Origin of the sequence: Streptacidiphilus sp. EB103A (genome assembly GCF_041261405.1) — a bacterium.
In the GTDB taxonomy this organism is placed as follows: Bacteria; Actinomycetota; Actinomycetes; order Streptomycetales; family Streptomycetaceae; genus Streptacidiphilus.
The window spans coordinates 149,462-161,553 of sequence record NZ_JBGCAQ010000017.1; the positions used below are offsets into that span (position 1 = coordinate 149,462).

Below are 12,092 nucleotides of genomic sequence, written 5' to 3' on the forward strand. Positions count from 1 at the left end.
TCACCGCTGTCCTTCCCTACGCTCCCCGCATGCGATGTGGCGTGTGCGGATCGGAGCGGCTGGGTCCGCTGGGGGAGTTGACGTCGGGGAACCGGGTGGGGGATCAGCGGTTTCTGCGGCTGCGCTTCCCGAGGCGGGGCGTGTTCAAGCCGCGTCCCGAGTACGACGCGACATATGCGCGGGCCTGCCGGGACTGCGGTGCGCTCATCCCGTTCCTCGGCGTCGAGGAACTGCGGCGGTTCGACGCCGAGGCGGACGGGGTCGAGGCTCTCGGCGGTGATTCGTACCGGTGAGGGGATCTGGTGCTCAGCCGGCCCCGGACCGCTTCCCAAGGCCGCCGTAGACCAGCAGGGTGCTGGGTGTCGACGGTTCGGGGACCGCCTCCTCGGGGCGCCAGCTGACGACCGGGACGACGCCGGGGTCGACCAGTTCCAGGCCGTCGAAGAACCCCTCGATCTCCTTGGGGCTGCGCATCCGTCCGCTGCCGAGCATCTGCTGGAAGGCCTGCTCCAGGGCGCGGGCCTCCGGGCTGGCGTCGCTGAAGTGGCTGAGCAGCAGGTAGCTGCCGGCCGGGAGCCGGTCCACGTACGTCCGGACCAGGGCCGCCGGGTCCTCCGCGTCCGCGATGTGGTGCACGAGGCCCACCAGGAGCAGCCCGACCGGGCGGCTCCAGTCCAGGAACTCCTGAACGGTCGCACTGTCCAGAATGGACTGCGGCGAGCGGAAGTCGCCGAGCATCACCCGGGTGTCCGGGGTCTCGGTGAGCAGCGCGCGCGAGTGGGCCAGCACGATCGCGTCGTGGTCGACGTAGACCACCCGGGCGCCGGGGGCGACGGACTGGGCGACCAGGGGGCACCCCCGGACGAAGTTTGGGGGAGGGTGTTCTGTGAGGTGGGCAGGCCGGAGCCGATGTCCAGGAACTGGGTGATCCCCTCCCGCGCCATGTGGGCGACGCCCCTGGCGAGGAACCCGCGGCTGATCCGGGCGCCCTGGCCGCCGTCGGGGATGAGCTCCAGGCGCTTGGCGGCCACCGCGCGGTCGACGGCGAAGTTGTCCTTACCTCCGAGAATCGCGTCGTAGACGCGCGCCACACTCGGCTTGGAGGTGTCGACGCCGAGCCTCTCCCACTCGGAGACCGATTCCTGCTCCGCCATCCCGCCCCGCCCCACTCCACTCACGGCCACTGCTCGGGGATAGTAACGCACAGCTGTTCCACCGGTGTTGGGACCGTACGCATTCCGGCCCCGCCTCCGTGCCGCCATGGTGCGTGCACGGAGGCCGGGCCGTGCCGGGTCACCAGATCCGGACGCGCTCCGCGGGGTCCAGCCAGAGTTCGTCGCCCTCGGCGGTGCCGAAGGCCTGGTGGAACTCGTCGAGGTTGCGGACGATGTTCGCCCGGAACTCCGGGGGCGAGTGCGGGTCGATGGTGAGGTACTGCTCCTCCTGCTCCTTGCGGCGCTTGGTGCGCCAGCAGTAGGCCCAGTTCATGAACAGGGTCTGCGAGTCGGTCGAGGTGTTCGTCGCGTCACTCTCGCCGCTCTCGCCGTCGAGCGAGATCAGGTAGGCCTTGTGAGCGATCGTCAGACCGCCGAGGTCGCCGATGTTCTCACCCACCGTCAGCGCGCCGTTCACGGTCTGGCCGGGCAGGGAGCGCGGCGAGAAGCCGTTGTACTGGGTGATCAGCGCCTTGGACTTGATCTCAAACGCCGCCTTGTCGGCCGCCGTCCACCAGTCGTTGAGGTTGCCGGCGCCGTCGTACTGCGCCCCCTGGTCGTCGAAGCCGTGGCCGATCTCGTGGCCGATCACCGCGCCGATGCCGCCGTAGTTCTCGGCGGTCTCGCCCTCGGGGGAGAAGAAGGGCTCCTGCAGGATGCCCGCCGGGAAGCAGATCTCGTTGGTCCCCGGGTTGTAGTAGGCGTTGACCGTCTGCGGCAGCATGAACCACTCGTCGCGGTCGACCGGGCCGCCGAGCTTGGCCAGCTCGCGGTCGCTCTCGAAGGCGGCGGCCGCATGGGCGTTGCTCAGCAGGTCGCCCTCGCTCACCTGCAGCGCGGAGTAGTCGCGGAACTGGTCCGGGTAGCCGATCTTCGGACGGAAGGTGGCCAGCTTCTCGTAGGCGCGCTTCTTGGTCTCCTCGGTCATCCACTCCAGCTGCGAGATCGACTCCCGGTAGGCCTGGAGCAGGTTGGCGACCAGCGCGTCCATCATCGCCTTGGAGGTCGGCGGGAAGTGCCGTGCGACGTACTCCTCGCCGACCGCCTCGCCCATGGCGCCCTCGACGAAGGAGACCGCGCGCTTCCAGCGGGCCCGCAGCTCCGGGGTGCCGTTCAGGGCGTGGCCGTAGAACTCGAAGTCGGCGCGGACGAACTCGTCGGTCAGGTACGGCGAGGCGGCGCGCAGTACCCGCGCCGTGGCCCAGTCCCGCCACTGCTCGATCGGCACCTCGGCCAGCACGGCGGAGAGGTGGGCCAGGTAGGACGGCTGCCGGACCACGGTCTCGGCGATGGTCCGGTCCGAGCCGCCCAGCGCCGCGGCATGGCCGCTCCAGTCGAACTCGGGCGCGAGCGCCTTGAGTTCGTCCAGGGTGGTGAGGTTGTAGGTCTTCTGCACGTCGCGCGTCTCGGCGCGCTCCCAGTGCCCCGCGGCCAGTCGGGTCTCGATCGCCAGCACCGTGGCCGCCGCGGCGGCCGGGTCCGGGTACTCGGCGAAGGTGAAGAGCTGGGTCAGGTAGCCGACGTACTTGGTCCGGATCTCGGCGAACTTCTCGTCGCGGTAGTACGACTCGTCGGGCAGACCGAGGCCGCCCTGGACGATGTTGACCAGGTAGCGGTCGGAGTCCCGGTCGTCGGTGTTGACGTAGAGGCCGAAGAGTCCGGAGCCGCCGGTGCGCTCGAACCCGCCGAGGAACGCGGCCAACTCGCGGGTGTCGCGCAGCTCGGCGACGGCCCGCAGCTGCGGCTGCACCGGGTCGGCGCCGCGCTCGGCGGCGGCCGCCTCGTCCATGAAGGAGGTGTAGAGCGCGGCGATCTTCCGGGCGTTGTCACCGGCCTCGGCAGGCGCCGCCGCGACACCCGCAGCGAGCTCCTGGATGATCTGTTTGACCTGCTCCTCGGCCGTATCGGCGAGTTGCACGAAGGGACCCCAGCTCGACCGGTCGGCCGGGATCTCCACGGTCTGCAGCCACTGGCCGTTGACATGGCCGAACAGGTCGTCCTGCGGTCGGATGTCGGGGTTCATGCCCGCGCGGGCGCCATCAAGAATGCTCATCCGTGCAGCTTATGCGAGCACCGGGCCGGACGGCCGGGGCTCGCGCTGACACGTGGCCGGCGCACGGCCCGCGCACAGCCCGCGCACGGGCGCATTCGGCACGGGTGCAATCAGCCCGGCAGCGTTCAGCGCGGGAGCATTCAGGAGGCGGCGGGTCCGCGCAGCCTGCGGGAGACCTCGCCGAGGCCGGCGGCCAGGTTGTCGAGCTGCTCGGGGGTGAGCACGTCGATCAGCGCTTCGCGGACGGCGGCCACATGGCCGGGCGCGGCCTCGCGCAGCACCTCCATGCCCCGGTCGGTGAGCTGGGCGATGACACCGCGGACGTCGCTGGGACAGGTCCGGCGGGCCACCAGCCCGGCCCGCTCCAGCTGGGTGACCTGGTAGGTCAGCCCGCTCTTGGAGGTGACCAGCCGGTCCGCCAGCTCGGTCATCCGAAGTGAGTGCCCGGGGGCGGCGGAGAGCTGGACCAGCACCTCGTACTGGGTATGGGAGAGCGCGGCATCGTCCTTGAGCTGCTGCTCCAGCTTGCGCGCGACCAGGTTGGTGGCCGAGAGGAAGCCGATCCAGGCGGCCCGCTCCCGATCGTCCAGCCATCGAGGTTCTTCCATGGGACCACTCTACCCCTGTTGTTCAAATTTGAATCGGGGTGTACCGTCGGCCGGGTCCGCTTGGTTCAAATTGGAACCAAGCCTGTTGTGAGTGGAGCAGCGCATGCCGGAGAACCTTCCTGTCGCCACTGTGCGCACCCGGGTCCGCGTCCCGTTGCGTTTCGGCGACGGCTACACGGTCGACGCCGAGCTGGTCACCTTCCACGGCCTGACGGACGGGCTGGAGCACCTGGCCATCAGGCTCGGCGACCCGGACCGGGCCGCCGTCCCGCTGGTCCGGCTCCACTCGGAGTGCCTCACCGGGGACGTCTTCGGCTCGGCCCGCTGCGACTGCGGTCCGCAGCTGCGCGAGGCCGTCGAGCGCATCGCCGGTGTCGGCGGCTACCTGCTCTACCTGCGCCAGGAGGGCCGGGGGATCGGCCTCTACAACAAGCTGGACGCCTACGCGCTGCAGGACGGCGGACTCGACACCTACCAGGCCAACGCCGCCCTCGGCCTCCCCGAGGACAGCCGCGACTACACCGGCGCCGCCCAGATGCTCGCGGCGCTCGGCGTGGACACACTGGACCTGCTGTCCAACAACCCGGACAAGGCCGCGCAACTGCTCGACCTGGGCGTCCCGGTCCGCGACCGCGTTCCCACCGGCGTCTTCGCGACCGGCCACAACCTGCGCTACCTGCGCGCCAAGGTCGAGCACACCAACCACACCATTGCCCTCACCCAGCTCGCCGGCTGAGGCGGAAGGAGCTCCGGTCATGACCACCGCCACTCCCGGGCGCATGCCCGCCCTCTACCTCAGCCACGGCGCCCCGCCGCTGGCCGACGACCCGCTGTGGCCGGGGCAGCTGGCGGCCTGGTCGGCGGAGCTGCCGCGCCCGACCGCGATCCTGATGGTCTCCGCCCACTGGGAGGAGGCGCCGCTGGCGCTGGGCGCGACCAGCACCGTCCCGCTGGTCTACGACTTCTGGGGCTTCCCGCAGCACTACTACGAGGTGACCTACGCCGCGCCGGGCGCCCCCGCGCTGGCCGAGAGCGTGCGCAAGCTGCTGCGCGCCCCCGGCACGCCCGTCCAGGACATCCCCGACCGGGGGCTGGACCACGGTGCGTACGTCCCGCTGGTGGAGATGTTCCCGGGGGCCGACATCCCGGTGCTGCAGGTCTCCATGCCCACCCTGGACCCGAAGCAGCTGCTGGAGATCGGCCGCCGGCTGGCCCCGCTGCGGGACGAGGGCGTGCTGATCGTCGGCAGCGGCTTCTTCACCCACAACCTGCGGGCGCTCAGCCAGGACGGACGGGTCACCTCGGTGATGGCCGAGTTCGACGACTGGGGTCACCGCGCCCTGGAGGCACAGGACTTGGACGCGCTGCTCGACTTCGAGCGCAAGGCCCCGGCCGGACGGCTGGCGCACCCGCGCACCGAGCACTTCGCCCCACTGTTCGTCACCCTCGGCGCCGCGCACGAGGAACTCGCCACCCAGCGCAGCGTCATCGACGGCTTCTGGATGGGCCTGGCCAAGCGCTCCCTCCAGTTCGGCTGACCCGGGCCACCCAGGCCGGCGCTGCGGACACCTGTCCGGTTTGCGGGAGGGGCACAGGAGCAGCGAGAGTACGCGCATGGGAATCATCGCTGGAATCCTGGTGGCTGCGGTCGCCCTGCTGCACGCCTACATCCTGGTCCTGGAGATGTTCCTCTGGCAGGGGCCCAAGGGACGTGAACTCTCCGGCTTCGACGCCACGATGGCCAAGGACACCGCCGCACTGGCCGCCAACCAGGGCCTCTACAACGGATTCCTCGCGGCGGGGCTGCTCTGGGGGCTGATCGCCTCCGATCCGGTCGGGCACGACGCGCAGATCTTCTTCACCGGCTGCGTCGTGGTCGCCGGGATCTACGGCGGCGCGACCGCGAACCGCCGGATCTGGCTGGTCCAGGCCCTGCCCGGGGCACTGGCGCTGGCGGCGGTGCTGATCGCCGGCTGACCGGCCCCGGCTGCACATGTATCGCAGCTGCTCAGGGCCGGTAGGTGGGGAGTGGCTGCAACGGGTTCCAGGTGTCACGGTGGGTCCATGGAGGGCACACCGCAGGACGAGCACGGACACGAGCATGACCATGATCACGGCCACGACCACGACCATGAGCGCGAGCACGAGTACGACCACACCCACGAGCACGGTGTCAGCAGCCGGTGGGCGAGGGTCCGGCACCGGCTCGGCCATCTGGCCAAGCCGCACAGCCATGAGGCCATGGACCGGGTCGACCCGGCCATGGAGACCTCGCGGGCCGGGATGCGCACGCTCTGGCTCTCGCTGCTGATCCTGGGGCTGACCGCGCTGCTCCAGGCCGTGGTGGTGGTCTGGTCGGGCTCGGTGGCGCTGTTGGGCGACACCATCCACAACGCGGCGGACGCACTGACCGCGCTGCCGCTCGGGGTGGCGTTCCTGGTGGGCCGCAGGGCCGCGAACCGTCGCTACACCTACGGCTACGGCCGGGCCGAGGATCTGGCCGGCATCGCGATCGTGCTCACCATCGCCGCGTCCTGCGCCCTGGCCGGTTACGAGGCCCTGGACCGGCTGCTGCACCCCAGGGACGTCAGCCACCTCTGGGCGGTGGCGGCCGCCGCGGTGGTGGGCTTCGTCGGCAACGAGTGGGTGGCCCGCTACCGCATCCGCACCGGCCGCAGGATCGGGTCGGCCGCCCTGGTCGCCGACGGCCTGCACGCGCGTACCGACGGCTTCACCTCGCTGGCCGTCCTGCTGGGTGCCGGCGGTGCGGCCCTCGGCTGGCGGGCCGCCGACCCGATCGTGGGCCTGCTGATCACCGCAGCCCTGGTGCTGGTGCTCAGGGACGCGGCCCGCGAGGTCTACCGCCGTCTGATGGACGCCGTTGACCCCGCGCAGGTGGCCGCCGCCGAACACGCCCTACGGGAGGTCGAGGGCGTACGCGAGGTCGGCCAGGTGCGCCTCCGCTGGATCGGCCACGCCCTGCGGGCCGAGGCGGACATCGTCGTGGACCCGCAACTGACGGTGCTTCAGGCCCACGACCTGGCCGTCTCAGCCGAACACGCGCTGATCCACGCCGTCCCGCGACTCACCGCCGCCACGGTCCACACCGACCCGCTGCTCACCCAGGGCGCCGACCCGCACGCCCGACTGGCCCACCACGTCGGTCATGCCTGAGCGCAGGGCGGTCAGGACTGGACGTCGAACGGCCGCATCATCTCGTTGTCCTCGTGGTCGAGGATGTGGCAGTGGTAGACGTACCGTCCGGCTATGTCGAAGGCGGCCTTGAGGCGGGTGGTCTCGCCGGGGTAGGCGATGACCGTGTCCTTGAAGCCGGTCTCCCAGGGCTCGGGGCCGCGTACGGTTCCGTCGACGGCGGTGCGGCTGACGACTTGGAACTGGGTCTGGTGGATGTGGATCGGGTGGCCGTCCACGGTGAGGTTGACCAGGTCCCACTCCCCGACCGCGCCGACGGTCGGCTTCACGGAGACAGGGTCGTCCCACATCTCCATCGCGCCGGTGCCGTCCGCGTTGAGGGAGCCGAGGGCCCCGATGATAGGGGCGCCGGCGAAGACGGTGGAGTCGCCTTCGTTGAGTGAGACGGTGAAGGTCTGGCTCGCGCTGCCCAGCGCCTTGACGGCCGGTAGCTGCAGCTGCGCGGGCGGGACGCTGGTGTCGATCGCCGCGCCGCCGACGACGATCTGCATCACCTGCCCGCTGGTCCAGTGGTCCGCGGCGACGAAGTCGGTGTCCGGTACGCCGCCGTGGTACGGCACGTCAGGGCCTTCGTTGATGAGGTAGAGCGTGGTGCCCGAGGGCACCGCGGAGAAGTCGAGGATCAGGTCCGCCCGTTCCGCGGGGGCGATCAGCACCTGGCTGAGCTGGACGGCCGCGGGCAGGAACCCGCCGTCCGAGCCGAGCTGCCAGATCGGCAGCGCGGCGGTCGCCGGGCGGTCCGCCAGCGGGTCGGTGACGACCTTGAGCACCAGGGTGCGGGCGTTGCAGGAGTTGAGCGCACGCAGCCGGTAGCGCTTGCGGGAGGCGTGCCAGACCGGCCAACTGGCGCCGTTGACGACGATGGTGTTGCCGAACGACTCCGGATTCCAGTACGGGGGAACGTCGGTGACGGGCAGCCAGGGGCCTCCGGCGGTCGTGTCGCCGAAGAAGGTCCGGCTCGTCGGAAAGAAGAGCGAACCGTCGCTGTTGAAGCACCGGTCCTGGATCACCAGCGCGATCTCGGCGGCACCGGAGGGCAGCACCCCGGGGGAGAGGTCGGCGCTGCCGCCGCGCAGCAGGTACATCCCGGCCAGGCCCGCCTGGACGTTGAGCCGGGTCATCCCGAGGACGTGGTCGTGGTACCAGAGCGCGGCCGCGCGCTGGTCGTTCTGGTACTGGTAGGTCGAGGAGCCCGGCTGCCACTGGGCGCCGAAGCGGGCCGCCGCCTGCGCCTTGTAGGCGTCGTAGTAGCTGCCGGTGGCGGCGTAGCCGGTCGGGAGGTTCTCCGCCGCGGGCAGGGTCCAGGCCTCGGGATACCCGTCGCTCTCCTGGGTGACGTGCGCTCCGTGCAGGTGGGTGACCAGCGGCACCGGTCCGGTGTACGGAGCGGGAGTCGAGGTGAAGGTCGGGCGGGTGTCCCGGGAGCTGGTCCCACCGCCGGGGTTGGCCCAGTGCAGCGTGGGGTCGACGGTGAACAGGTGCGGCAGCCAGTTGCCGCCGCTGTCGACCAGGCCGTTGGTCCAGGTCACCCGGACCGGGCGGCCGACCCGCGCCTCGATCGTGTGCCCCGGGGCGTTGAAGCTGCCCGCGAGGCCGGGGACGCCGTAACCCCACACCGTGGTCCTCGGGAAGGAGCTGGGCAGGATCTGCTGGCTGAACTGCCGGGCCGCGATCGAGTACACGTCCACCAGGGACCCGTCGGAGACGGCTGTGCCGGTGGACGGCATGACCGAAAGCCTCGGCAGTTCGGTCCGGTACTTGGGCACCGACAGCGGATCCAGGGTGCCACCGGGCAGCGGGTTCGCCGAGGTGACCGAGGCGACGAGGGCCGCCGCGGCCGGCCGGGCCTCGCCCGACGCCGCGCGGCTGAACCCGACCGCAGCCACCACGCCGCCGGCCGCGGCGGCGCGGATCACCGCCCGCCTGGTGACCTCTGAACCGGGTATGTCGGAATTTGGCGACTTGGGCACGTCAAAGCTCCAATGCTCACGGTATGGCCATGGCAATCAACGCTGAGACTTTCGTATGCGAACTTACTGACCGCCACTTCCCCGACCGAAGGCGCGAAGGGGCGTGCGACTGCTCGCTGTGCAGAAAAGGGGCGGACTGGACGCTGTCGATGCGCCTTGCCGTCGGGTCGCCTCAGATGAGACCAAGTTCGGTAGCCTGTAGCGAAGTTGAGTGACTCCCGATACCCGGGAGTGCTGGCGCAAGGCTGAACTCTAGTGCGCGGCGACGGACATGAGTAGAAGCAGCGGTGATAATTTCTTGTTTCCAGGGCCTTTCAATGAACCGTGTGGTAACTGTGAACACGGGCCCGAAATTGGCATATGCTCCCGCCCTATTCGGCACCCGGTCCGGGTTCCAGGGCGGACGCCGAACGGACGAATAGTGCCTCGCCCGTCAAAAGAATGGTGGCCCGCCCCTCGACCTGGACGGCCCAGTCCTCCGGCAGGGCCGCCAGGCCGTACGCGGCGCCCAGGAGATTGCCGCAGACGGCGCCGGTCGAGTCGCTGTCGCCGGAGTGGGTGACCGACAGGGTCAGCGCACGGCGCAGATCCTCTCCGGTCGCCCCGGGGCCGGGGGCGGCGGCCAGCAGGCAGTGGACGGCGATGGCCAGGCACTCCTCGGCGATCCAGCCGAGACCGACCTGCTCCACCAGGTCGAAGCCCGGAGTGCCGCTCTCGGCCAGGCGCACCGCGCGTTCCAGCGCGGTGACGGTCTCCGGGTTGCCGGGCTGCGCGGTGGTCTGGGCGATGGTCTGCCGCACCGCCTCGGCCGGCTCGACCCCGGCGACCAGTCGGTCGACCAGGGCGGCGAACGCCCCGGCAGCCAGGTAGCCGGTGGGGTGACCGTGGGTCAGCTGCGCGCAGTCCGCGGCGAGCCGGAACGCCCTCTCGGGTCCGGCGCCGATCAGGCCGAACGGGGACGAACGCATCACCGTGCCGCATCCCTTGGAGCCGGGATTGACGACACCGGTCTGACCTGCCGTCACGATCCGTGGCAGCTGCGGGTTCTCGACCACTCCGGAGATACACGCGTTCCCGGGAGCTCGGGAGGCGTAGAGCCATGGCTCGCGCAGCAGGGTGCCCTCTGACTTGATGATGTCGGCCGCCACAGGCGCGGACAGACGCTGCGTCAGAAACCATCGCTGGTAGGCCGCATGGACCGCGCTGATGACCTGGTCCGGGCTGTTGTCCTTCGCGAGCAGCAGGCCCTCGGCGGTGAACAGCGTCATCTGGGTGTCGTCGGTGACCTCGGCCCGTCCCCCGGTCCGCAGCACGAGTTGGGTCACACCTTCGGGACCGTGGTCGGCGAGGATCGGGTCCAGCCGCTGGAACTCCACCGGCCACCCCAGTGCATCGCCGATGGCTCCGCCGAGCAGGCAGCCTCGGATCCGGTCGAGCCGCTGGCCCGCTGTCATGTCGTCTCCCCTGTAGTCGTCAGCCCGCGCACGGGCTGGGTGGGACCGTACCGGGTGGAGTGACCCGGGGGAGAGCGGATTTCCCGGATGACGGTCGGTCAGCCCTCAGCCTCCGTCCCGGCGCCCAGGACCAGCAGCTGGGTCGGGTCCGCCGACCACTGTTCGAGGGAGCCGTCGTAGATGCTGACGTCGTCGTGGTCGAGCAGGGTGAGGGCGAGGGCGGCGCCGGCGGCGGAGATGCCGCCGCCGCAGTACAGGACGGTGTGGAGGGCTTCGGCGTCGAGTACCGTGCCGACCCGGGCCGCGAGTCGGTCGCGGGGAAGGAAACGGCCGTTGTCGTCCAGGAGTTCGCGGCCGGGGAGGCTGCGGCTGCCGGGGATGTGGCCGCGCCGTGTGTAGCGGGTCGGTGCCGTGCCGTCGAAGGCGGGGCCCGGGAGGGCGCAGACCAGTGTGCCCGGACGTGCGCCGCTGCTGATGGCCGCGATGTCGTCGATGCCCGCCCACAGTTCGGGCCGGGGGCGCGGGGCGAGCGGGCCGCGCTCGGGGGCGGGCGCCGCGGCCGCGGCGCTGGTGGCGCGGGACCGGATCCTGTTCGTCAAACGGCACCACTCCTCGGTGCGGACGGTCGCCGGACTCGCCGAGGAGCATGCCTTCCTGCGGCACCTCCGTGGGCGCGGCGCTCCAGTGGTGGAGGTGCTGACGACCACTGACGGGTCGTCAGCAGTGTGCCTCGGCGAATGGGTCTACGAGGTCCACACCGCCGGAACCGGAACCGATCTCTACCAGGACGCCCTCTCCTGGTCGGCCTTCGCCTCGGCCGAGCATGCGCGGGCCGCCGGCAGGGCCCTGGCCCGGCTGCACCTCGCCGCCACCGGGTACCGGGCGCCGCGCCGCCGGGTGCAGCCGCTGGTGTCCTCCTTCACCGTGTCCGCCTCGGCGGACCCGGTCCGGCAGTTGGACCGCTACCAGGCCGAACGGCCGTCCCTCGCCGAGGCGTTGGCCGACCGGCCGTGGCGCGAGGACGTCCACCGGGTGCACCTGCCGTTCCACCGCCGGCTGGCGCCGTTGCTGGACTCGCTGGAACCGCTGTGGACGCACAACGACTGGCACGCCTCCAACCTGCTCTGGGACACCTCGGGGCCGCAGGCCGAGGTTTCCACGGTGCTGGACTTCGGCCTCAGCGACCGCACCACCGCCGTCCACGACCTCGCCACCGCGATCGAGCGCAACACCGTCCAGTGGCTGCAGCCCTCCTTCCCGGTCCAGTGGGAGCACCTGGAGTCGCTGCTGGACGGGTACAGCTCCGTTCGTCCGCTGACCTCGGCCGAGGCGGCGGCGCTGCCACTACTTCTGCCCTTGGTCCACGCCGAGTTCGCGCTGTCGGAGATGGGCTACTTCCACGGGGTCACCGACTCGGCGGAGAACACCGCCCTCGCCTACGCGTACTTCGTCGGCCACGCCGAGTGGTTCGCCTCGTCGGACGGGGCGGAGCTGGTGGCACAGGTGGGTCGGCTGGCCCAACGCCGTTCTGTGCACGGCACTTGACATTGCATGGTCACCGGGCCACATTCCTGACGCAG

At 70.9% G+C, this 12,092-nt stretch carries 13 protein-coding genes; 6 read left to right on the forward strand and 7 right to left on the reverse strand.

The features are described from left to right. The first annotated feature begins 29 nt into the window (after window positions 1-29). Complete coding sequence (locus tag ABH941_RS27315) at window positions 30-293, forward strand: hypothetical protein (RefSeq protein WP_370132183.1); 264 nt, start codon at window positions 30-32, stop codon at window positions 291-293. 13 nt (window positions 294-306) lie between these two features. Here the strand turns inward: ABH941_RS27315 and ABH941_RS27320 are convergent, their stop codons facing one another. The 4 genes from ABH941_RS27320 to ABH941_RS27335 form a co-directional block, all read right to left on the reverse strand. Then, window positions 307-816, reverse strand: a complete 510-nt coding sequence (locus tag ABH941_RS27320; protein WP_370132184.1) for an SAM-dependent methyltransferase — start codon at window positions 814-816, stop codon at window positions 307-309. After that, window positions 738-1,262: an SAM-dependent methyltransferase gene (locus tag ABH941_RS27325; RefSeq protein ID WP_370132185.1), complete on the reverse strand. Its 525-nt coding sequence runs from the start codon at window positions 1,260-1,262 to the stop codon at window positions 738-740. Before ABH941_RS27325 ends, ABH941_RS27320 begins: the two co-directional genes overlap by 79 nt. Window positions 1,263-1,293: 31 nt before the next feature. Next, window positions 1,294-3,267, reverse strand: a complete 1,974-nt coding sequence (locus ABH941_RS27330) for a M13 family metallopeptidase (protein ID WP_370132186.1) — start codon at window positions 3,265-3,267, stop codon at window positions 1,294-1,296. Window positions 3,268-3,407: 140 nt separating this feature from the next. Further along, window positions 3,408-3,875 carry a MarR family winged helix-turn-helix transcriptional regulator gene (locus tag ABH941_RS27335; RefSeq protein ID WP_370132187.1) on the reverse strand — a complete coding sequence of 156 codons (468 nt, stop codon included), beginning with the start codon at window positions 3,873-3,875 and terminating at the stop codon, window positions 3,408-3,410. A 103-nt stretch (window positions 3,876-3,978) separates the two neighbouring features. Between ABH941_RS27335 and ribA the strand changes: the two genes are divergently transcribed. From ribA to ABH941_RS27355, 4 genes are all read left to right on the forward strand, one after another. After that, window positions 3,979-4,611 (forward strand): GTP cyclohydrolase II, encoded by a 633-nt coding sequence (gene ribA, locus ABH941_RS27340; RefSeq protein ID WP_370132188.1) that lies wholly within the window; start codon window positions 3,979-3,981, stop codon window positions 4,609-4,611. A 19-nt stretch (window positions 4,612-4,630) separates the two neighbouring features. Next, window positions 4,631-5,413: a dioxygenase gene (locus ABH941_RS27345; RefSeq protein ID WP_370132189.1), complete on the forward strand. Its 783-nt coding sequence runs from the start codon at window positions 4,631-4,633 to the stop codon at window positions 5,411-5,413. A gap of 76 nt (window positions 5,414-5,489) precedes the next feature. After that, window positions 5,490-5,852 carry a DUF1304 domain-containing protein gene (locus tag ABH941_RS27350; RefSeq protein WP_370132190.1) on the forward strand — a complete coding sequence of 121 codons (363 nt, stop codon included), beginning with the start codon at window positions 5,490-5,492 and terminating at the stop codon, window positions 5,850-5,852. Between the two features lie 87 nt (window positions 5,853-5,939). Further along, window positions 5,940-7,049 carry a cation diffusion facilitator family transporter gene (locus ABH941_RS27355; RefSeq protein ID WP_370132191.1) on the forward strand — a complete coding sequence of 370 codons (1,110 nt, stop codon included), beginning with the start codon at window positions 5,940-5,942 and terminating at the stop codon, window positions 7,047-7,049. Window positions 7,050-7,060: 11 nt separating this feature from the next. Here the strand turns inward: ABH941_RS27355 and ABH941_RS27360 are convergent, their stop codons facing one another. The 3 genes from ABH941_RS27360 to ABH941_RS27370 form a co-directional block, all read right to left on the reverse strand. Further along, window positions 7,061-9,058 (reverse strand): multicopper oxidase family protein, encoded by a 1,998-nt coding sequence (locus ABH941_RS27360; protein ID WP_370132192.1) that lies wholly within the window; start codon window positions 9,056-9,058, stop codon window positions 7,061-7,063. A 371-nt stretch (window positions 9,059-9,429) separates the two neighbouring features. After that, the gene (locus tag ABH941_RS27365; protein ID WP_370132193.1) at window positions 9,430-10,512 is read right to left on the reverse strand and encodes an ADP-ribosylglycohydrolase family protein; all 1,083 of its coding nucleotides are present in this window, start codon (window positions 10,510-10,512) and stop codon (window positions 9,430-9,432) included. Between the two features lie 98 nt (window positions 10,513-10,610). Continuing rightward, window positions 10,611-11,111 carry a sulfurtransferase gene (locus tag ABH941_RS27370; protein ID WP_370132194.1) on the reverse strand — a complete coding sequence of 167 codons (501 nt, stop codon included), beginning with the start codon at window positions 11,109-11,111 and terminating at the stop codon, window positions 10,611-10,613. Here ABH941_RS27370 and ABH941_RS27375 point away from each other — a divergent pair. Next, window positions 11,005-12,057, forward strand: a complete 1,053-nt coding sequence (locus tag ABH941_RS27375) for a phosphotransferase enzyme family protein (protein WP_370132195.1) — start codon at window positions 11,005-11,007, stop codon at window positions 12,055-12,057. The two genes, ABH941_RS27370 and ABH941_RS27375, sit on opposite strands and share 107 nt — an antisense overlap. Window positions 12,058-12,092: the final 35 nt, after the last annotated feature.